This is a genomic window from Bacillus sp. ISL-45 (assembly GCF_018613195.1).
Classification (GTDB): Bacteria; Bacillota; Bacilli; order Bacillales; family Cytobacillaceae; genus Mesobacillus.
In genome coordinates, this window is sequence record NZ_JAGGQQ010000001.1 from 12577 (window position 1) to 33456 (window position 20880).

Sequence of the window (20880 nt, forward strand, 5' to 3'; positions counted from 1 at the left end):
AGACGGCTATATTTTTCCGAACTATAAAACCATTGCAGCAATCCAGCCGAAAATGATCAACGGAATATTATAGTGAACGAATGTTGGGACAACCGTGTCCCAGATGTGGTTGTGCTGAGTATCAGCATTCAAACCGGCTGTCGGACCAAGTGTACTGTCAGATGCAGGTGAACCTGCGTCACCAAGTGCAGCAGCTGTTCCAACAATCGCAATCGTTGCCATCGGGCTGAAACCGAGTTGAAGGCTTAGCGGTACAAATATCGTAGCGATAATTGGAATCGTAGAGAAAGAAGAACCGATCCCCATTGTAACCAGCAGTCCGACAATAAGCATCGCCAACGCACCAAGGGCCTTATTATTTCCAATCGCGTCAGCAGCCTGCGCTACCAGCGTTTCAACGTGTCCGGTTTCCTTCAGGACATCAGCGAAACCGAAAGCAGCAAGCATGACGAATCCGATGAATGCCATCATCTTCATGCCTTCTGTTAAAAGATTGTCGGCTTCACGCCACTTGATTGCTCCACTCGCATATACAACAAGGATACCAGCCAGCGCGCCGATAATCATCGAACCATAGTAAAGCTGGGCAGCAAGCGCAGCAACAATCGCAACAATGGAGAAAATAATCCCGACTTTGGAATACTCGCTTTTTTCTACCTGGACTACTTGATAATCCTGATAGATTCTAGGCTTTCGGTAAGATACAAAAATGGCGATCAGCAATCCAACAACAAGACCAGCAACTGGCAGCATCATTGCTGTCGGGATATCGCCCATATCGATTTCCATTCCACTTTCAGCCATGTTCGTTGCCAGGATATCGTGGAAAATACCTCCGAATCCCACTGGCAGCAAAATATAAGGCGCCGTCAGGCCGAATGTCAATACAGAAGCAATTAACCGGCGATCTATTTTCAGTTCGTTGAAGATAATCAACAACGGCGGAATCAAAATTGGAATAAACGCGATGTGAATCGGAATTAAGTTTTGTGAGAAGATCGCCATCATTAAAATCAGGATGACAATAATCGCTTTAGAATAAGTTTTGGCTTTCGACTCTCCGTTTTTGCCAATCATGCCGACCATCCAGTCAACAATCAGATTGGGCAAGCCTGTCTTGGAAATAGCGACAGCAAATCCTCCAAGCAGCGCGTAACTAAGCGCAACCTCTGCACTGCCTCCAAGGCCTCCGGTAAAAACCTCAATCGTTTTCTCTATACTCAAGCCGCCTGTCAGCCCGCCGATCAGCGCTCCCGCAATCAATGCCAAAACAACGTTGACACGAAGCAGGCTCAGGATCAGCATCGCCAGGACAGCAATAATAACTGCATTCATTAGGAGTTCTCCTCTCGATGATAATGTGTGTTTTACTTTAGTTTGGTAAATTGGTAGAGAATTAAAATGACAAATATTAAATTATCATAGATTTGTTTTTGGTGTCAATGGTTTGTTTGAAGTTAGTATTTGGAAACATGGGCAGGAATGAGGGGATTCCGGGCCGCAATAAAAAACCCCCGAGCCGCATGATCAGCTTCAGGGGTGTTAAATCTGGTTATTCTCTATCTGCTGCTGTCTCGAATCTTTCGACAAGCAATGCCAGTGTGCGGGCCATGACGCCGGTTGCGCCTGCTGGTCCCAGGTCATATTCTTTGCTGGTTGTCGCTGTCCCGGCGATATCCAGGTGCACCCATGGAGTGCCTTCTGCGAATTCGCCGACAAAAGCTCCTCCCATGATGGCATGGCCTTCAGGGCCTGGGGAATTATTCAGGTCAGCGATTTTGCTGCCCCGGACACGTTCTATGTCCCGCTCGAACAACGGCAGGCGCCAGATTGGCTCACCTGATTCATAAGAAGCCTCCAGCACTTGTTCAAAAAACTCTTCGTTGTTCGTCAATGCTCCCGATGTATGCAGTCCTAACGCGGTAATGACACCGCCTGTCAGAGTTGCGATATCCACCAGATAGTCCGCACCGTGATGCTTCGCGTATGTCATTGCGTCTGCTAGGACGAGGCGTCCTTCCGCATCTGTGTTCAATACTTCAATTGTTTTTCCGCTCATGGACGTAATCACGTCATCCGGCTTGAATGCTGTACCCGAGATCATATTGTCTGTAGACGGAATCACCGCTACAACGTTTTGCTCCGGCTTCAGTTCCCCGATAATTTCCATTGCGCCAAGCACCGCTGCCGCACCGCCCATATCAGACTTCATGCCGACGATGCCAGCCTTCGTTTTGATTGAGTAACCGCCTGTGTCGAACGTAATACCCTTGCCGACAAGGCCAATTACATCCTTCCACTCTTCTTTTCCCTGATACTTCAGGACAATCATTTTCGGCGGCTGTGAAGATCCCTGGTTGACGGCAAGCAGCGCGCCCATTCCCAGCTTCTCCATTTCTTCTTTTTCCAAAATTTCTGCTTCGAATTCATATTTCTCTGCCAGCTTCAGCGCATATTCAGCCATGTCTGTCGCAGTCAAAAGGTTGCCCGGCGTATTTACAAGCGTTCGTGCCGAATTTGTTCCTTTTCCAAAAACATAGCCAACCTCAACTGCTGCTTCCACTTCGCCCTCTTCGTCTGCGCTGTAGATTGTCAGGCTTTCGATCCGCTTTTCAGGCTCGTTTGATTTTTGTTTGTAGCCTGCGAATTCATATGCAGCCATCGGGAATGCTTCCCCTAAAGCATGCGCCGCGTCGTTAAGCTCAACCTTCTCGCTTGTAAAAGTATCTAAAAGCACGGCTGCTTCCGTCCATTTTTCCTTCTTAGCACTCTTGAACAAACGGCCAAACGCGTCCCTCAATGTTTCGAAATTATATTCCTTTTCATGTCCAAGTCCGACGAAATATACTTTTTTCGCACCAATTTTACCGAAAGTATGTATCTTGGAAACTGCCTTTTTCTTAGTTGAAATATCCCCGCTTTTCACAAGTTCAGTCAGCTGTCCGTCAAAAAGCTGGTCGGCTTCTGCCATGGTGCCTTCAAAGCCGGACGGCTTGTTGAACAAACCAATAACCAGACAATCATGGCTGTTTGAAAATTTAAATTGATCATTTACTTTAAACAAAGAATTCACCCCTACAGATTGATAAGTTCATTATATCGAAACTCTTGAAATATTTCGACTTCCTAATCTTACTGACTGGGTACAATCTTAAATTTATGATCATGATGCAGTACAATTTCAATCTTCAAGATACAAATACAAAACCGGAAGCACTGGCAGCATCGTAACTTCCTCATATGCAACCCGGTCCAGATCCGCCGGGAATGTACCCAGGCACTCTTCGATGAAGGGATAGACCATCTCTAAATTCAGTCCCCAGTATACCGGACGGTACGTTTGCAGATAGTCGTGGGCTGCCTGCATCATCAGCCGTGCTCCCTTCACATTTCCATAGCTGTAGTGGTAAATTGCGACACTCATCTGCAGCAGGCCTTTTAAAAATAGATTGCCTTTATCCGTCATCCACATATCTTCAAGCAAGTCATGGCAGGTATAATAGTCTCCTTCGTTGAACTTAATAAAGAACTCGTAATACTCAACAGGGTAGTCCGTCAAATTCTTCACCTCAATCCTGAAGTATAAAAACTATTTTATCAGACCTTTAAAATTTGCTGTAATGTTATAATTGAACTTGGGTATTACTTAAAAAGGTACTTTTATATATATAGGGGGAACAGCTATGGAATTATTTTCGAATTTCCCATTATGGGCTTCACTTGCTGCGATTTTTTTCGCCCAGTTCGTAAAGGTCCCGATTCAATATATTGCAACGAGGAAAATCGACTGGTCGCTTTTGACAAGTACAGGGGGAATGCCAAGTTCCCACTCTGCTGCGGTTACAGCATTGGCGACAGGTGTGGCGCTTGAAACCGGGCTGGAATCAGCCGTTTTCGCAGTTGCCGCTGTGTTTGCGATTATCACGATGTTTGACGCATCTGGCGTCCGCAGGCAGGCGGGGGAGCAGGCCATCGTCTTGAACCAGCTCGTGGCTGATTTCGGCCGGTTCGCCCAGGAGGCAAAGGGCTGGCAGGATAAGCCTGAAAAAGAGAAACAGAAAGAATTGAAAGAATTGCTCGGCCACAAGCCAATCGAAGTATTTTTCGGCGGGCTGACAGGTGTAATATTGACATTACTTCTTCACTATTTCCTTTAAGACTTGATGGAATTAGATTAAAAGCAGGTGAATCAATTGAGAGTTATATCATTATGTCCCAGCAATACAGAAATCATGGAATTCCTTGGGCTGACGAATCTCCTCGTCGGTGTCGATGATTTTTCAGACTGGCCTGAATCGGTAAAATCACTGCCTCAGCTCGGACCAGACCTATCGATTAATCTTGACCTCGTCGAGGAATTGAAGCCAGACCTCGTCCTTGCGTCTTTAAGCGTTCCTGGAATGGAAAAGAATATTGAAGGTTTGGCGGCACGCAATATTCCACATATCATACTGAACCCGCAATCGCTGGCGGATATCGAAAACGATATGATCAAAACCGCCAATGCCCTGAACGTTCCAGAACGCGGCCGGGAAGCCGCTGGACAGTTCAGGAGCAGACTGGAGAACATCAAGCAAAAAGCAGCCAGTGCCCGCCAGAGACCAAAGCTTTACTGGGAATGGTGGCCCAAGCCGGTATTTACTCCCGGAAGCATCAACTGGCTGACAGAAGTGTCCGAGGCTGCCGGTGCTGAAAATATTTTCAAGGACGTTGAACTCGCAAGCGTGCAGACGGACTGGGATGATGTGAAATCGCGAAACCCGGATTACATCTGTGTCGCCTGGGTCGGCGTCAGGAAGCAAAAGGTGAAGAAAGAATTGATCATCAACAGGCCCGGATGGGAAGAACTTGAAGCTGTCAGAAACGACAGGATCCTGATTCTCGAAGAAGAGCTATATTGCCGTCCCTCCCCAAGGCTCCTCGATGGCCTGGAAAAACTGCATCATCTCATTCATGCGTAATATCATCAAATCAATAAAAAGGCACTTTCCACGGAGGAAAGTGCCTAAACTTTTTATGATTTTTTGCCGCCTGTATATTGCTGGCGGAAAACCTGCATGGATTCATTCTCGTTAAGGGCCTTTAAATCAGCTTCTGTCAGCTTTCCGTTGCCCATCTCAATGACATATACATCCAATGTCTTCTTGCCCCACTGCTCGTATACATCCTTTACCGTATCATAATAAAGGTCAACTTTATTCCCCTTGATTGCGCCGCCTTTATCGGCAACCACACCGAATCCGTATCCCGGAATGAACAGGATTGTCCCGATCGGGAATACGTTAAGATCAGCTGCGACAGTTGAATACAAGTCACGCTTCACTTTTACACCAGAATAAGTAATTCCATACCCTGGATGCCCAGGATTTTTTCCAGTGGATTCAACCCCTGCTGTATACCCTGTTGCAACGATTTTCTTGGTCGGGTATTGCGACCAGTTCAATGACTCCTCAAGGGTGGGCTGCGTCCCAGCTACCTTTTCACTCGAAGAAATCTTTGTTGTAAAATCGGATATTTTTTTCAAAAACTTAAAAGCGAGTCCCATGGATTTCTTTTTATGATCTATAATTGAGTTTTCCTCTTGTGGTAATCCTGCACTATCAAAAACGTATGTAGAAACAGTAGAAGCTTCCACTCCCGATATCGAATGAAAAGTAGAAGTTATAGCAGCAAAAAATAATACCACCATTGCTGAGCGTTTTGCCCACATTTTTAAAATATTCATAAAATTTTTCACTCCTCCCAAAACTATTAATTTCCCAACAAAACAAGAAATATTCCAAAAGGAGCAAAAAAGTGACAAAAGTCCTATTTACACTTCCAATAAAAGTAAAATATTACTGATACTTAGTTATAGTATCCAACAACTAGACCGATTTCATGCATATAAAAAAACCTCCAAATTTTTGAAGGTTTTTTCTATCAGAACATTTGATATCCTTTTTTTCGCAAAAGCCTTATGACTATACCAGCTAAAATGGCACCTGCCAAACCGCTGCTTAGGATCAGTACGTCGGCCATTGCCAATTGTGTAAGCCGCTTTCCGAGATCACTGAATGCTTCACCGCTATTCCTGAAATAGTCGATAAACGGATACTTATCAATTATGAAAATCGCAATTAATGGATAAACTACCGCCATGATCCATGACATCCTCAGCAGCATATTCAATAAAAAGCCAATCCCGAAGAACAGGACAAAAAACAATAACATCGAAATGATCAGTGTGACAACCGTCATCATGCCTATATCCCCCCATTAAACATCATTTCTAGTTTACTGTTTGTCCGTTTTCGAGTCAATGGAATGGTGTAAGTCTCATGATTTTAGGCAAGGCTCTTTTCTCAAACTTTGTTGCTATTGACTACAAAATAGGATTGTATTACCTAAGTTTCTTTACAAAATTAAAGCTTATTATGAGAAAAGAGCTTGCAAACTTAGTACCGACATACAAAATGACTTTACATCACGTTAAAATCGGCTTTAGGATTTTAACAACACTCTTTACGAAAACAGCCTTGGACAAAAAGAAAAACCCCGCATTCTGCGAAGGTCCAAGATGCAGTGCCTTATTATTTTGATTTGCCGGATCCGCTGCAGCATGTGCATGTTTCTGAACCGCCAAGCAACAGTTGGAAATAGCCTTTACCTGAGCAATATGGACATTCCTTTGAATCGTGTGTGTGCATTTTCATTTATGAACCTCTCCTTTTATTATTGAATTTTCTGATAATATATCAGACATTCTCTAATTTTGAAAAGGTTCAAATTTGACCAAAAAACCACATTGAAAACGGATACATCATCTATTTTCTTTAAATATCTGTCACTATCTTAAAATTTCAGAAAATTATAAAAATAATTGATATGCACTATAATGAAATTGCTCTCCGGGATTCAATCCAACCTGTCCGGGGACAACTTGATTGATTGGTTTGCTTAAGAGATAGTGCAGGAGCAGCGATGTAGCGGGGTCCGCTTTCAGTTGTTCAGGCAGTATGAATCTCGCATCATACAACTCACTTTCTTCAACTTTTACCTTTTGATCTGTCAATGGTGCCAGCAGAAAAACGAGCATATTATCGCTGATAGATTCCCGGATCACTCCGGTCCGCAGGCCTAGGAGCCCAGCAACCGTACATTCTATACCTGTTTCTTCATATACTTCCCTGAGTACCGCCTGATCGGCTGTTTCCCCTTCATCTACAAAGCCTGCCGGCAGCGACCAGCTGCCTTTTAAGCCGCCATACCGCTTTTTGACGACCAGCCAGCGCCCATCCTCTGAAATCACAACTCCGGCCACACCAAGCCATACATTTTCACGTTTCCCCATTCCATTCCCCATCCTATTGCTAGTTTGTACTATTATTGTAACCTGCCAGGCGGGATTCGTCAGGGTATCCGTCCGCGTGTGCAAGACTCGCATGAACATGAAAAAAACAGACCCCCTTAGGAGCCTGTTTCCCATTATCTATTATAGAATGTTGAATTTACCTTTTTTAAGAACCATTGAAGGACCGCCGATCATGTAAAGCGCTCGGTTATCGATCATTTTTTTCATGAAGGAAGCTTTCGTGCCGACCATTTTTTTGCCAAATGCAACGCCGATTGCGTCATCTTCTCCAAGTGAACATACTGTTCCCTTGATATCCGGAGTGAAGGTTTCAAGCTCTGATTTGCCGCGGACTAGAGCTGTAAGATTCCTTGCACAAACTTCACCCTGCTGCATTGCGATTTGTGCCGTCGGTGGATATGGACGATTGATTTCTTCATTGATGATCAATGAGCAGTCACCGACAATAAATACATCTTCTGAACCTGGCAGGCGAAGGTCCGGCTGGACTTTCACACGGCCGCGCATTGCTTCAATTCCTGATTTTTCAATGACAGAGTTTCCACGGACACCCGCAGCCCAAACCACTGTTCCAGCTTTGATTTCTTCGACTTCTTCTTCTCCTTTGGCAACGACAATGCCTTCTGGAGTCGCTTCTTTGATGGCTGTACCGATGCGGAATTCCACACCTTTTTTCTCGAGCTGGGCAACCGCATAGTTCACTAGCTCAGGATCGAATCCAGGAAGAACCATTGGCGCAGCTTCGACACATACGATTTTCACCTTATGGTAGTCTACATCATATTCACGGCAAAGTTCCGGAACTCGGTTTGTCAGTTCACCAAGGAACTCGATTCCTGTGAAGCCTGCACCGCCAACGACGATTGTCAGGCGCTCATCTTTCTTTTCCGCTTCAGTATTATAAGTTGCGAATTGGTACTCGATATGCTCACGGATTTGTCTGGCTGAGTTGACATTGACGATAGAGAAAGCATGCTCTTTCAAGCCTTTAATACCAAAAGTTTCAGGTTCAGCACCAAGGGCGATGACTAGGTAATCATAGACGACGTCACCACTATCAAGGATTACTCGCTTTTCCTCCAGCTTGATTTCTTCAACAGAACCCTGGACGAACTCAACTTTATGGCGATCGATTACATCACGTACATCATAACGGACTTTGTCATGGTGCAAAGTTCCTGCTGATGCTTCATGCAGCCATGTAGTTTCATAGTGGTAATCATTTTTGTTGATAAGGACAATGTCAGCTTCGTTTACTCCTACAGCTTTTTGTAAACGGGTAGCTGTCATTAATCCCCCGTATCCTGCTCCTAAAATTACGATCTTTGGCTTTCTCAAAGTGATCACTTCCACCTTTTTAAAATATTTTTGTCGATGGGCTCATCTCTATCTGCCGCCATCTTTTTCCGGATAAGTTTGTGATATTATTCACTAAAGTGTTCAAAAAAATGTCCTAAAAATGTCACAAAATCTTAACATTATTGCCTACCATCCATCTTATTCTTTTTGCGCCGCATTTTCAAGCGATAGAGTTAACTTGGAAATATTCAGAAAATAGTCTGATTTCACTATTTTTTAGTCATGAAAAGGGATTTTTCTATGAAATATATTGTTCCACAAGGAATCTTCTATTATGATTAGGAGTTTATTTTTTTGTTTTATGGTATTATAAAAATTGGAGCAATTTTACTACATGTGAGGGGGATATGGAGTGAAAGAAGATCAAAAAGTTTATGACATCACGATTATCGGCGGGGGGCCTGCTGGTCTGTTCACTGCTTTCTACGGCGGAATGAGACAAGCATCTGTAAAGATTATTGAAAGTTTGCCACAATTAGGCGGGCAATTGTCAGCACTTTATCCTGAAAAGTACATATATGATGTTGCCGGTTTTCCAAAAGTCCGTGCCCAGGAGCTGATCAACAACCTGAAGGAGCAAATGGCGAAATTCGAGCCTGCTACTGCTCTTGAGCAGTCAGTTGAAAAGTTGGAAAAACTGGAAGATGGAACAATTAAGCTTACTACTGATAAAGAAGTTCATTATACAAAAACAGTCATCATTACAGCAGGAAACGGTGCATTCCAGCCTCGCAGACTTGAACTTGAAAGCGCTGCCCAATATGAAGGCAAAAACCTGCACTATTTTATCGACGACTTAAATCAATTCGCTGGCCAAAAGGTTGCCGTATTAGGCGGTGGGGATTCAGCCGTTGACTGGGCATTAATGCTTGAGCCAATCGCTGAACAAGTAACCATCGTCCACCGCCGCGATAAGTTCCGCGCCCATGAGCACAGTGTTGAGAACCTGCAAAACTCAAAGGTTGATATCAAGACTCCTTATGTGCCAACAGAGCTTATTGGCGATGGCAATGCAATCAGCCAAATTGTTCTTAAGGACGCAAATAGCGATGATACTGTAGCCGTTGACGTTGACGCAGTCATCTGTAACTTCGGATTCGTTTCATCTCTTGGACCAATCAAGGAATGGGGCCTTGAAATCGAAAAGAACTCTATCGTCGTCAACTCGAAAATGGAGACGAATATCCCGGGCGTTTATGCTGCAGGCGACATCTGCACATATGAAGGGAAAGTCAAGCTGATCGCAACAGGATTCGGTGAAGCTCCGACAGCTGTCAACAACGCAAAATCCTATATGGATCCAAAAGCGAAGACACAGCCGCTTCACAGTTCATCGATGTTTAAATAAATTGAAATGCGCAAGCGCCTTGGTCAGCCCCGACAAGCGCTGGAGGCCCTGACAGTGAAGTCGTTCTTTGACTTCATTGGCAGGACCGAAGCGACTCGAGGGGCTAGGCGCTGGAGCTAGACACTAATCTAAGTGTGAAAGTTTATATTTCTCTTTGTGCTAAAAAAGCAAGGTCCGAATGTGGACCTTGCTTTTTGTTTAACACTCTTCAGGTGTTCCTTCACGAGTTGCCGTTTTGAAACTAGAACCACAGCCGCATGATGCGATCGCGTTCGGGTTGTCAATCGTAAAGCCGCCGCCCATCAAAGACTGCTTATAGCTGATCTTCGTCCCGTTCAGGACTGGTGCGCTTTCCTTATCAACAAGGATTTTGATGCCATGCTGCTCCAGCTGAGTGTCGCCTTCTTCCACTTCATGGGCGAAACCCATGCCGTAAGAAAGGCCGCTGCAGCCGCCGCCTTTTACAGAAACGCGAAGGTAAGCGTCTTCCGTCTCGTTTTGTTTCATCATATCTTTAACCTGCAATGCAGCTTCTTCAGTAAGAATCACAATATTGTCCACGATAAAACCTCCTTGATCCCTATTTGTCCAGCTTCAGCGCCTAGCCCCTCGAGTCGCTTGTCTAGTGTCACCTCCTAGAAACTCCGAAACTTCAACTCCGCCGGCAGAAGCAAAAAGCGCTTCTTTGTCGGAGTCTTCAGTTTCTGCGTTTCTGGACAGTCGGCTATACTTTTCGATTTCGGTCCGCCCAATGAAGTCAAAGAACGACTTCACCGGCCGGACCTCCAGCGCTTGTCGGGGCTGACCAAGGCACTTACGCTTTTCTTATAGTATATACAGCATTTTTCCAATCCTCAACCAATCAAGCCGAAAAAGAATGATCTTCATATTTTTCCACCGGAAAACCAATTTTACTGGTATAATATACCCATAATCTATAGGGAATTGGGCAGGTGACGAAAATGACTCAAATAGAACCGCTCTATGATAAAAAGTACACATGCGCAATGTGCGAGAATTCCTTCACTACCAAGAAGGTTCGCTCGCGTTTTGTTAAAGTCCTCAGCTTTGATACTGATTTTGCCCCTCTGTATGCCGATGGTTTTGAAAACCCCAACTTTTACTATATCAATGTCTGTCCTGACTGTGGCTATTCCTTTACCGACGACTTCAGCAGTTATTTTCCGCCAGGCGCTAAACAAGTCATTCAGGATAAAATCTGCAATCAGTGGGTGCCGCACGACTATGGTGCAGAGCGGACAAGCCAGGATGCATTGAATACTTTTAAACTTGCAGCTTACAGCTCGATGCTAAAAAAGGAGAAGCATATCGTTTCCGCCGGGTTGTATATAAGACTTGCCTGGCTGTATCGCTCAACCGAAAACCTCGATCAGGAATTGCGCTTTTTAAAACTCGCACTTAAGGAATATACTAATTCGTACAGTACCGGAGACTATAAAGGAACCCAAGTTTCAGAGCTGCGGCTAATGTACCTGATTGGCGAACTCTCAAGAAGGATTGGCCTTACTCAGGACGCAGTCCGCTTTTTCTCAAAAGTAATCGAAAAGCAGAGGCAGTCAGTTGAACCGCAGATCATCCAGCTGGCAAAGGATCGCTGGCAGGAGATGCGTGAAGATAAAGTCGTTTCGGGCAGCTAGGCCCTGCCCTGCTCACATGAAAAAAGGCTGGCGATGGTCCGAAACCATGCCAGCCTATTTCTATATTAAAACATCGGATTCTCGTCCAAATATTTATAAATATTTTCTACCAGCTCTTCAGGAGTATCTCCCACTACCGGATCCCCGTTTACAAGCGCGAACATGGACTGGGCGCATTTTCCGCAGTAACCAAGGCAGCCGTATTCAATGACATCCAGATCGTAATCCTTCTCCAGCTCCGCCCTGGCTTTTTGCGAACCGCTCGCTAGATTGCTGATACAAAATTCAATGATTGGCTTAATCATTTGTTTCACCTCTCTACTAATTTTTAATCGTAACCTTTTTCAGGAAAATCGTCAATTTCCCCGGCTTACGGCATCCATAAAATTGTTGTTATTTTGTCACAATTTCGTTATACTTTTTATGGTGATTTATTGAACATAAAAATATTGCAGAATAATTTCGAAAAATGTATCCGTTTACGGATTTTGTAGAACGAGTTGTAGAAACTTCATTAACTGTCTTTCGAAGAGTTAAAAAGGGGAAATTCACATGAAAAATCTCGTTATTCTAGGCGGCGGCTATGGCGGCATGCGTGTCCTTAATAAATTGCTGCCGAATGATCTGCCGGAAGATGTATCGATCACTCTGATTGACCGTGTTCCTTACCACTGTTTAAAAACAGAATACTATGCCCTGGCCGCAGGTACGATTTCAGACCAGCACATCCGGGTAGCCTTTCCTGAGCACCCCCGCCTTCAATTAAAATTTGCCGAAGTCACTGCCGTCAATCTCGAGGATCAAAAGGTTGAGCTGCAAGGAGATGAGTCCGTTCAATTTGATGACCTTATTATCGGACTTGGCTGTGAAGATAAATATCATAATGTTCCAGGAGCTGACCAGTTCACATACAGTATCCAATCAATCGAAAAATCCCGCGCAACCTATCAGGCACTGAACAATTTGCCAGCAGGTTCCACCGTTTCAATCGTCGGCGCTGGATTAAGCGGGGTTGAGCTTGCAAGTGAATTGGCTGAAAGCCGCAAAGACCTGAAAATTAAACTTTTTGACCGCGGCAACCATATCTTGTCTGCCTTTTCTGAACGCCTGAGCACGTATGTCGAAAATTGGTTCGATAATCATAATGTTGAGATCATCAACAACGCGAATATCACGGAAGTACAGAAAAATGTACTCTATAACCACGATGAACCGATTGTTTGCGACGCGATCGTATGGACGGCCGGAATTCAGGCGAATCGACTTGTACGTGAGATGGACGTCGAGAAAGATAGCATGGGCCGGGCAATGGTAACACTGCAACATAATCTGCCAGGCTATGAAAATGTATATATCGTCGGAGACTGCGCGAGCCTTCCACACGCACCAAGCGCCCAGCTTGCTGAAGGCCAGGCAGAACAAATCGTCCAGGTACTGCAAAAACGCTGGAAGGGTGAAGAGCCGCCTGAATCATTCCCGCCGATCAAGCTGAAAGGCGTCATCGGTTCACTCGGCAAAAAGCACGGCTTCGGCCTTGTCGCCGAACGCCCGATAACAGGCCGCGTCGCACGCTTGCTGAAGTCAGGTATTTTATGGATGTATAAATATCATAATGGTTGATCATTTTTGAACCGGGCGAAGTGCCCGGTTTTTTAATTCAAACGAAAACTTAAAATTGGTAAAAATCGAGTAAAATTTCCAATTCGCTATAAAAATCAAATTTCCGCTATATAATCTTAAAAGTCGCTATAAAAATCATTTTTCCGCTATATAATCTTAAAAGTCGCTATAAAAAGAAGATTTTCGCTACTTAAAGAAGTCGTGATTTTCATCATAAATCTTCTCAAAAAGAGAGAAAAGCACACCCCATTTCGGAATGCTTTTAACAGATTAAGCCGGAACGTACCCATATTTCTCTAATTCTGCGTAAATTGTTTTCAATTTCGGGTTTCCTTCGCCCACAATCTTGCCTTCGAGCAGGACGACAGGGTAAAACATGTCTTCTTCGATTACTTTTTCGGCAAATTCCTTTTTATCTTCCTCTGCTGGAGGGTTGTGGATATCAACATAAACAATTTTAAATGGCTGGTCTGCGTATTTGCGGCCGATCGCGGCTTCAAGCCATTCATATGTTTCTTTTGAGGATGGCAGGTTCACACAGCTTGGGCATAACACTTCTGCACCGTAAACGACGATTTCTACCTCTTTACGTTCCATTATCAATTACCCCCTGTTATTTTCTTTTATTTTACTATACGATGAAATAGATGCATAAGGAAAAAACTGTGTTCACTGGTTTTTCAGTTTATTGGATAGATTTTTCCGGCCGATAAGATTATAATAAGTATTATGAAAGGAGTCGATTTGCATGACTGAACAGCAAATGTTTGAGCAAGTACAGGAAGTATTAGATAAATTGCGCCCATTCCTTCTTCGCGATGGCGGAGACTGTGAACTAGTTGATATTGAGGATGGCATTGTTAAACTTCGCCTGCTTGGTGCATGCGGAAGCTGCCCGAGCTCCACAATCACGCTTAAGGCTGGAATTGAACGCGCACTTTTAGAAGAAGTACCTGGTGTTGTTGAGGTTGAACAGGTATTCTAATTAACCAATAATAAAGCGGTTTTGCCTGTGGATGGCAAAACCGCTTTTTTTTAAGGCTCTTTTTTAAAAACAGATTCAAATAATCATCACCTAAATGATGACCTGCAGCCTTCTTGATCAATCTGCAGGCTGAAAATTTCCATCCCCGTTAGATGATGCCTCAGTTTGTCTGCAACTTCTTCCCCTTTTCCGGGCTGTGCCAGGCAGAGGAGTGATGGCCCCGCCCCGCTCAGTGCTGCGCCGAATGCTCCTGATTGAATTACTTTTACATAAACTTCTTCATAAAATGGCACAAGTGCTTTCCTATACGGCTGATGGAATAAATCAGCTCCCATCATCCTGCCTGCGAGAGCCCAATTTTGAGTCATCAGTGCAGCAAGCAGCTGGTTAGCAACAGCACTTGCCTGGACACTTCGCTGAAATTCCATCACAGCCGGGAGGACATCACGTGAAGCTTCTGTCAGCAGCTCCTGTTTAGGGACGACCAGCACTGGGTCAAACTGTATCTGGTCGAGAACGGTTAAATCAACCTCATCTCCAATTTGACTGCCTACTACGACGCCTCCGAACAGACTCGCTCCTGCATTGTCAGGGTGGCCTTCAAACCCGGAAGCGACCGCCAATTTTTCATAACGTGTCAATTGCAAACCGCAAAATTCATTGGCCAGTTCGACTCCAGCGACGATGGCTGCTGCGCTGGAACCAAGTCCCCTCGCAAGCGGAATCTCGCTTTTCACTGAGATATGGAGCGAAGGCATTTCTTGCTTGTACATCTCAGCCGTTTTGATCGCAATCTGGCAAATAAAATTTTGTTCATCACCAGGAAAACCTGTTAAGGAATCGGATAAGGGAACAACCGCCCATTTTCCGCTTATTTCAGCTTGAACTTCCATATAGAGATTCAAAGCGACGCCGAGGGAGTCAAAACCAGGGCCCAGGTTCGCTGAGCTGGCCGGAACTTTTACACATAAAGCTCTTCCTCTGCCTACCCCGGCAGCTAATGGCTCCTCGACTCCCTTCATTGCCGGACCACTCCTCTGATATAGTCACTGACGATGCTCTCGTCATTTGGAAGCAGCACCGGCGAAATCGAGCTGATGTCAATCGCTGTTGAAGGGTCCTTCAAACCATTTCCGGTAAGCACAGCAACGATTCGGGAGCCTTGCGGTATTTCGCCCCGTTGTAAAAGCTTATGGATACCGGCAAGCGATGCGCAGGATCCTGGCTCAGCGAAAATCCCTTCAGTGCTCGCCAGTTTGCTGTATGCTTGTAGTATTTCGTCATCTGAGACGAAATCGATTTTTCCTTCAGATTCATCACGGGCTGAAACGGCGAGATCCCAGCTTGCCGGGTTGCCAATGCGGATTGCCGTCGCAATCGTCTCCGGCTGTTCAATCGGCTGCCCCTTGACAATTGCGGCTGCCCCTTCCGCCTCAAAACCGAACATCCGCGGCAAACCAGTGCGCTTACTGGCATCGTATTCTTTGAAGCCTTTCCAATAGGCACTAATATTCCCGGCATTTCCTACTGGAATCGCGAGGATATCAGGTGCGCCGCCTAGCTGGTCACAAATTTCAAAGGCAGCTGTTTTTTGCCCCTCAAGTCGGTAAGGGTTGACTGAATTTACGAGGGTCACAGGTTCTGTTTCACTGATCGCCCTGACCATTTTCAATGCTTCATCAAAGTTTCCTTCAATCGAAACGATGCTTGCGCCATACATCACCGCCTGGGCGAGTTTACCCATTGCGATTTTTCCATCAGGGATAACGATGATGGCCCTTAACCCGGCCCTTGCCGCATAAGCTGCCGCGGAGGCGGAAGTATTGCCTGTGGAGGCGCATATGACAGTGTCACTGCCTGCCTCCTTGGCCTTGGCGACTGCCATGACCATCCCTCTATCTTTGAATGAGCCGGTAGGATTTACTCCTTCTACCTTTACATATAGTTCGATACCCCACTCCTCTGACAGCTGGTCGAGCCTGATCAGCGGGGTATTGCCTTCATGGAGAGTGAGCAATGGTGTTTCATCATTGACCGGCAAGTATTCACGATATTCACTCAAAAGACCTCGCCATCTCATTAGCTGACACTTCCTTCGACCCTGTATGAACTTTTGACGTCCTTCACAACCCTCAGGTCACGCAGTTCCATTAAAATATTCTGGTAATCCCTCAAAGAAGCCTGATGTGTAACGACCACAATTTCCGCAAGTTCCTTTTCCTTCAAAGGCATCTGGAGGATTTTTTCAAAGCTGACGCCATGGCTCGCGAATAGAGAGGTGATTTCCGAGAATACACCCACTTCGTCATGAACATGGAGACGCAGGAAGTACTTTGAATTCACTTCTCCATCATCCTTCAGCTGCTTCTCATACTGCGGAGTGACAAAAGAATTGCCATTTACTCCAAGGCGCATATTTTTGACGACGCCAACAAGGTCCGAGACCACTGCAGTGGCGGTTGGCAAGCTTCCAGCTCCAGGACCGTAAAACATGGTCTCCCCAACTGCTTCTCCATAGACATATACCGCATTGTATTCATTATTGACAGATGCAAGCGGGTGCGATGAAGGCAGCAGTGCCGGCTCTACACAAACCTCTACTTTATCACCTTCACGAACCGCGATGCCGAGCAGTTTCATCGTATAGCCCAGCTGTTTCGCATATTGCAGGTCTTCCTCGGTTACAGAAGTTATTCCTTTGAATTTGACATCATCCAGATCAATCTTCATCGAAAACCCTAATGTGGCCATGATCGCCATTTTCCGCGCCGCATCCAGTCCTTCTACGTCAGATGCAGGGTTTGACTCCGCGTACCCAAGCTGCTGTGCTTCTTTTAACACGCTATCATATGCCAGTCCCTCCTGGCTCATCTTCGTTAAAATGTAGTTTGTTGTGCCATTCACAATTCCCATCATCTTTGTGATTCTGTCAGATGCAAGACCATCTACCAGACTTCGCAAAATCGGGATTCCTCCGGCGACGCTCGCTTCAAAAAAGAGATCGCAGCCATTTTCATTGGCAACTGTTAAAAGCTCGGAACCATGGACAGCCATCAAATCCTTGTTTGCCGTCACAATATTCTTTTTGCTCCTTAATGCCTGTAGCAAATGTTCCCGAGTATCCTCAATGCCTCCCATCACCTCGATGACTACCTCAATCTCCGGGTCTTCCATAATATCTGCTGGATTCACCGTCAGGAGAGAAGGATCCACTTTAACCGATCTTTCTTTTTCAACATCCTGAACAAGGATTTTCTTGACTTTAATGGGACACCCAACCTGGTGCATTAATTTATCCTGGTGGTTTTCAATAATCCTGACCACACCTGAACCTACTGTTCCTAAACCTAGAAGTCCAACCGAGATTGCCTGCATTTTCTCTTCCCCTCTCTTATGTCTACACTGAATGTACACTTGTATTTGTATAGTAGACATTATAAAGACCAAAAACAGCTTTTACAAGGAATATTTAGGATGCTTTTCCTGTGTAAACGCTTAACCCTATGGTGCTGTAAGAATAAAAAATTCTAAAGATTGTGATAAAAAAATCCTTCCCGTTTATAAGGGAAGGATTTGAAGGTATTAGAGAACTTCTTTATTGACGATTGTCTTCGGACTGTCTCCTGTCAGTACCGCTTTCACATTTGTGCAGCACAGCTTGATCATGGTTGTCCTCGTTTCGGTGCTTGCGCTGCCAATGTGCGGGATCGCAGTCACGTTTGGCAGTTCGAGTAAAGGATGCTCGGAGGAAATAGGTTCTTTTTCAAAGACATCGAGACCTGCACCTGCAATCTCACCATTCTTAAGTGCATCATATAATGCCTGCTCGTCTACAACCGGCCCGCGGCCTGCATTAATGAAAATCGCGTTTTGTTTCATTTTTGCGAAGACATCGGCTGTAAAAAGATTTCTCGTTTCCGGCGTCAATGGAGCGAGAGACACAACAAAATCAGATTTTGCTGTAAGATCTTCGAGAGAACTGTAGACAGCGCCCAATTCTTTTTCAGCTTCGTGTTTGCGGGAGCGGTTGTGGTAAAGGATTTCCATGCCAAAGCCTTTAGCCCTGCGTGCGACTGCTTCACCAATTTTACCCATGCCGACAATCCCGATAGTCTTTCCAAACACATCATGCCCGGCAAGCAGGTACGGGCTCCAGCCACCCCACTTGCCATCCTTTATATATTCCGCTGCTTCAACAATCCGCCTGGCTGAAGCCATCAACAAAGCAAAAGTAAGGTCTGCTGTTGTCTCAGTCAGCACATCCGGCGTGTTCGTCACGATGATTCCGCGCTTTGTGGCTGCTTCAAGGTCAATATTGTCAAAACCAACTGCCAGATTGGCGACTACTTTTAGACTCTTTCCTGCAGACAACACTTCCACGTCGACTTTGTCAGAAAGCATTGTAATTAAAGCACTGGCTCTTTGGGCTTCTTTTAAAATTACTTCCCTTGGGGCAGGGATATCTTCATGATCCCACATTTTCACCTCAAAAAGCTCAGTGAGATCAGCAATCGTTTCTTCAGGCAATTTCCTGGTGATATAAACATACGGCTTCATAATCTAACTCCTTTTGAAAGCGTTTAATATTGTAGAATAACTTCATTCTACCATAAAATCACACTTTCTTAAGGAGGAAAGCTCGGTTACCTTAATAGCCAATCGACTCCCGGAAGTTTTGCCGCTTTTACAGGTGCGTCACTAAGCTGATAAAAATGGCTCAAAAATCGCTCATGATCACTGCTTTGATTCAAATACTTCCGCAACCGGTCTTCGAGCTGGCGTTTCGTCTGTTCCGATTGGGTAATATAATAATTTTCAACTGTCTCATAATAATGGAGAGGGAATAGCAATCTGGCGTAAAGCAGCCGCCACGAAAAAGGCGACAGCATCGTCAGGGATTGGTACTCAGCCAGGAAGTTCTTGATCTCCGGCTGACTCGTCTGGATATTGGCAAAATAACGGTCCCTGACCCATTCAGCGAGGTCCCGGCTTGCATGGTCAAATACCCATTCAAAAGGATTTTTGACAAAATAGTCTCCTCTCCAGACCGTGTTAGTAAAGCGCTCATGGCAGACAGTGCCATGGTCAGTCCTTGTCGGCTTATCATCAATCTCTGTATCAGCGAGATATTGAATGGCATTTTCAGACAGCCCCATGTAATATGGAAAAGATTCCATAAACATTTTTTCAAAGTCGTTCTCCGGTTCAGTGTAAAGCTTTCCGCTCCAAACCTTCTCCATTTGGTCGAGCCGCTTTTCCCACAGCTGTTTCCATTGTCCCACCCGGCTCATGCTTTCCACCTTGAAGGGGATTTGCCGGCCTCTTGCATGAAATTTAGCCAATTTCCTGCCTGTTTTCATTTTCCCTGGCATCGGGATGGCCCTGTTCAATAACACGCAGTATTTCCGGCCCTCCCAGTCACAAATTTGCTTTCCTTCCTTATCTGCAAGAAGCATCGACACATTACGGTCCCCAGACTTCTGCATATGCTCAGCAATCCTCGCCAGCTCGCTTATCTCTTGCTCTTTCGCCCCATTAGCGTCCATAATCAGATAAAGCCCTTCATTATGCTTATATCCATGATATCTTCCAAGAGATACTTCTGAATCTGCCGAAATCCCATATACTTCTTTTAACATCTTTTGAAACATATTAGCACCTCATTTCCAAGCCACTCTTTTACAAATATATGTATTGGATTGTAAAACTTGATTGAACTTTATAATGAATAAGCGGCTCCATTAAGGAAATGATTTAAAGGAATGAATTCTTTCACTAAAACGGATTAAGCGGAATATTTTAGGTTAAATAGGATAATGAGTATTGAGTATGAGTATGCTGCAATCAAAAATAGAAAGGTGATGCAGATGTTAGAAAAGAAACGCGCCATCCATATGACAGAGGAAACTGCCCGAAAGTGGCTCCATGAACGTGGGGTTGAAATAGAAGATATCGCCAATCTCGTCTATTTCCTGCAGGAAAAGTACCACCCGAACCTGCAAATGGAGGACTGTATCGAAAACGTAGAACGAGTCCTCTCCAAACGTGAGGTTCAGAATGCGATTTTGACAGGAATCCAGCTGGATATCCTCGCAGAGCAAAAGAAGCTTGGCGAACCGCTGCAATCAATTATTGAAACAGACGAAAGTTTGTACGGCGTCGATGAAATCCTCGCATTTTCAATCGTAAATATATATGGATCGATCGGTTTCACGAATTATGGATTCATTGATAAAGCGAAACCAGGCATTCTGGAAAAGCTTAATGACAAGGAAGCATCCGGAAAATGCCATACTTTCCTCGATGATATCGTGGGGGCTGTTGCGGCAGCAGCATCAAGCCGACTGGCGCACCGAGCGGCGAATGTAGAGGATTAAATGAAAAGCGCAAGCGCCTTGGTCAGCCCCGACAACCGCTGGAGGGCCGACCGGTGAAGTCGTTCTTTGACTTCATTGGGCGGACCGAAGCGACTCGAGGGGCTAGGCGCTGGAGCTAGACAGTAGTCCTAGTATAAAAAGTTAACTTTATAATTTTTAAAAAGGGACTTGATACCGAA

At 45.0% G+C, this 20880-nt stretch carries 25 protein-coding genes; 8 read left to right on the forward strand and 17 right to left on the reverse strand.

The features are described 5' to 3' along the window. Window positions 1-21: 21 nt before the first annotated feature. The 3 genes from J7E35_RS00090 to J7E35_RS00100 form a co-directional block, all read right to left on the reverse strand. Entirely contained in the window at window positions 22-1335 is a 1314-nt protein-coding gene (locus J7E35_RS00090) for a Na+/H+ antiporter family protein (protein ID WP_214776195.1), read from the reverse strand. A 217-nt stretch (window positions 1336-1552) separates the two neighbouring features. Continuing rightward, window positions 1553-3064 carry a leucyl aminopeptidase gene (locus tag J7E35_RS00095; RefSeq protein ID WP_214776196.1) on the reverse strand — a complete coding sequence of 504 codons (1512 nt, stop codon included), beginning with the start codon at window positions 3062-3064 and terminating at the stop codon, window positions 1553-1555. A gap of 117 nt (window positions 3065-3181) precedes the next feature. After that, the gene (locus J7E35_RS00100; RefSeq protein ID WP_214776379.1) at window positions 3182-3559 is read right to left on the reverse strand and encodes a DUF309 domain-containing protein; all 378 of its coding nucleotides are present in this window, start codon (window positions 3557-3559) and stop codon (window positions 3182-3184) included. A gap of 124 nt (window positions 3560-3683) precedes the next feature. On the opposite strand from J7E35_RS00100, the gene J7E35_RS00105 reads away from it, so the two are divergent. Further along, window positions 3684-4157, forward strand: a complete 474-nt coding sequence (locus J7E35_RS00105) for a divergent PAP2 family protein (RefSeq protein ID WP_214776197.1) — start codon at window positions 3684-3686, stop codon at window positions 4155-4157. Between the two features lie 36 nt (window positions 4158-4193). Next, entirely contained in the window at window positions 4194-4961 is a 768-nt protein-coding gene (locus J7E35_RS00110) for a cobalamin-binding protein (protein WP_214776198.1), read from the forward strand. Between the two features lie 53 nt (window positions 4962-5014). Here J7E35_RS00110 and J7E35_RS00115 read toward each other — a convergent pair whose 3' ends face one another. Continuing rightward, on the reverse strand, window positions 5015-5725 hold the full coding sequence (locus J7E35_RS00115; protein WP_214776199.1) for a 3D domain-containing protein: 711 nt from the start codon (window positions 5723-5725) through the stop codon (window positions 5015-5017). Window positions 5726-5922: 197 nt separating this feature from the next. After that, window positions 5923-6243, reverse strand: coding sequence for a YuiB family protein (locus J7E35_RS00120; protein WP_214776200.1), 321 nt, complete (start codon window positions 6241-6243; stop codon window positions 5923-5925). A gap of 77 nt (window positions 6244-6320) precedes the next feature. Between J7E35_RS00120 and J7E35_RS00125 the strand changes: the two genes are divergently transcribed. Beyond that, a complete protein-coding gene (locus tag J7E35_RS00125; protein WP_214776201.1) occupies window positions 6321-6581 on the forward strand; it encodes a hypothetical protein in 261 nt (86 codons plus the stop codon). On the opposite strand, the gene J7E35_RS00130 is transcribed toward J7E35_RS00125, so the two are convergent. The 3 genes from J7E35_RS00130 to J7E35_RS00140 all read right to left on the reverse strand — a co-directional run bounded on the left by J7E35_RS00130 (window position 6573) and on the right by J7E35_RS00140 (window position 8692). Next, window positions 6573-6695 (reverse strand): YuiA family protein, encoded by a 123-nt coding sequence (locus J7E35_RS00130; RefSeq protein ID WP_214776202.1) that lies wholly within the window; start codon window positions 6693-6695, stop codon window positions 6573-6575. The genes J7E35_RS00125 and J7E35_RS00130 overlap by 9 nt on opposite strands. Window positions 6696-6850: 155 nt before the next feature. After that, complete coding sequence (locus J7E35_RS00135) at window positions 6851-7333, reverse strand: NUDIX domain-containing protein (protein WP_214776203.1); 483 nt, start codon at window positions 7331-7333, stop codon at window positions 6851-6853. A gap of 141 nt (window positions 7334-7474) precedes the next feature. Continuing rightward, window positions 7475-8692, reverse strand: a complete 1218-nt coding sequence (locus J7E35_RS00140; RefSeq protein ID WP_214776204.1) for an NAD(P)/FAD-dependent oxidoreductase — start codon at window positions 8690-8692, stop codon at window positions 7475-7477. 373 nt (window positions 8693-9065) lie between these two features. Here J7E35_RS00140 and J7E35_RS00145 point away from each other — a divergent pair, with 373 nt between their 5' ends. Beyond that, window positions 9066-10061: an NAD(P)/FAD-dependent oxidoreductase gene (locus tag J7E35_RS00145; RefSeq protein WP_214776205.1), complete on the forward strand. Its 996-nt coding sequence runs from the start codon at window positions 9066-9068 to the stop codon at window positions 10059-10061. Between the two features lie 198 nt (window positions 10062-10259). Here the strand turns inward: J7E35_RS00145 and J7E35_RS00150 are convergent, their stop codons facing one another. Both J7E35_RS00150 and J7E35_RS00155 read right to left on the reverse strand, forming a co-directional pair. Further along, a complete protein-coding gene (locus J7E35_RS00150) occupies window positions 10260-10622 on the reverse strand; it encodes a HesB/IscA family protein (RefSeq protein ID WP_192470160.1) in 363 nt (120 codons plus the stop codon). A gap of 33 nt (window positions 10623-10655) precedes the next feature. Continuing rightward, the gene (locus tag J7E35_RS00155) at window positions 10656-10835 is read right to left on the reverse strand and encodes a hypothetical protein (protein ID WP_214776206.1); all 180 of its coding nucleotides are present in this window, start codon (window positions 10833-10835) and stop codon (window positions 10656-10658) included. Between the two features lie 188 nt (window positions 10836-11023). Between J7E35_RS00155 and J7E35_RS00160 the strand changes: the two genes are divergently transcribed. Next, the gene (locus J7E35_RS00160; protein ID WP_214776207.1) at window positions 11024-11719 is read left to right on the forward strand and encodes a DUF2225 domain-containing protein; all 696 of its coding nucleotides are present in this window, start codon (window positions 11024-11026) and stop codon (window positions 11717-11719) included. Window positions 11720-11784: 65 nt separating this feature from the next. On the opposite strand, the gene J7E35_RS00165 is transcribed toward J7E35_RS00160, so the two are convergent. Next, window positions 11785-12024, reverse strand: a complete 240-nt coding sequence (locus tag J7E35_RS00165) for a YuzB family protein (RefSeq protein WP_192470158.1) — start codon at window positions 12022-12024, stop codon at window positions 11785-11787. A 247-nt stretch (window positions 12025-12271) separates the two neighbouring features. On the opposite strand from J7E35_RS00165, the gene J7E35_RS00170 reads away from it, so the two are divergent. Then, window positions 12272-13339, forward strand: coding sequence for an NAD(P)/FAD-dependent oxidoreductase (locus J7E35_RS00170; RefSeq protein ID WP_214776208.1), 1068 nt, complete (start codon window positions 12272-12274; stop codon window positions 13337-13339). 270 nt (window positions 13340-13609) lie between these two features. On the opposite strand, the gene J7E35_RS00175 is transcribed toward J7E35_RS00170, so the two are convergent. Beyond that, entirely contained in the window at window positions 13610-13936 is a 327-nt protein-coding gene (locus tag J7E35_RS00175) for a YuzD family protein (RefSeq protein WP_214738960.1), read from the reverse strand. A 151-nt stretch (window positions 13937-14087) separates the two neighbouring features. On the opposite strand from J7E35_RS00175, the gene J7E35_RS00180 reads away from it, so the two are divergent. Continuing rightward, window positions 14088-14324 (forward strand): NifU family protein, encoded by a 237-nt coding sequence (locus J7E35_RS00180; RefSeq protein WP_041966137.1) that lies wholly within the window; start codon window positions 14088-14090, stop codon window positions 14322-14324. An 86-nt stretch (window positions 14325-14410) separates the two neighbouring features. On the opposite strand, the gene thrB is transcribed toward J7E35_RS00180, so the two are convergent. From thrB to yutH, 5 genes are all read right to left on the reverse strand, one after another. After that, window positions 14411-15346, reverse strand: a complete 936-nt coding sequence (thrB, locus tag J7E35_RS00185) for a homoserine kinase (RefSeq protein WP_214776209.1) — start codon at window positions 15344-15346, stop codon at window positions 14411-14413. Next, a complete protein-coding gene (gene thrC, locus J7E35_RS00190; RefSeq protein WP_214776210.1) occupies window positions 15343-16404 on the reverse strand; it encodes a threonine synthase in 1062 nt (353 codons plus the stop codon). The genes thrB and thrC overlap by 4 nt, the downstream gene beginning before the upstream one ends. Further along, window positions 16404-17699, reverse strand: a complete 1296-nt coding sequence (locus J7E35_RS00195; protein WP_214776211.1) for a homoserine dehydrogenase — start codon at window positions 17697-17699, stop codon at window positions 16404-16406. The genes thrC and J7E35_RS00195 overlap by 1 nt, the downstream gene beginning before the upstream one ends. A 207-nt stretch (window positions 17700-17906) precedes the next feature. Beyond that, window positions 17907-18884, reverse strand: coding sequence for a 2-hydroxyacid dehydrogenase (locus J7E35_RS00200; protein WP_214776380.1), 978 nt, complete (start codon window positions 18882-18884; stop codon window positions 17907-17909). Between the two features lie 83 nt (window positions 18885-18967). Further along, the gene (yutH, locus tag J7E35_RS00205; RefSeq protein ID WP_214776212.1) at window positions 18968-19975 is read right to left on the reverse strand and encodes a spore coat putative kinase YutH; all 1008 of its coding nucleotides are present in this window, start codon (window positions 19973-19975) and stop codon (window positions 18968-18970) included. A 243-nt stretch (window positions 19976-20218) separates the two neighbouring features. Between yutH and J7E35_RS00210 the strand changes: the two genes are divergently transcribed. Beyond that, window positions 20219-20701 (forward strand): phosphatidylglycerophosphatase A family protein, encoded by a 483-nt coding sequence (locus J7E35_RS00210; RefSeq protein ID WP_483297205.1) that lies wholly within the window; start codon window positions 20219-20221, stop codon window positions 20699-20701. The last annotated feature ends 179 nt before the right edge of the window (window positions 20702-20880 follow it).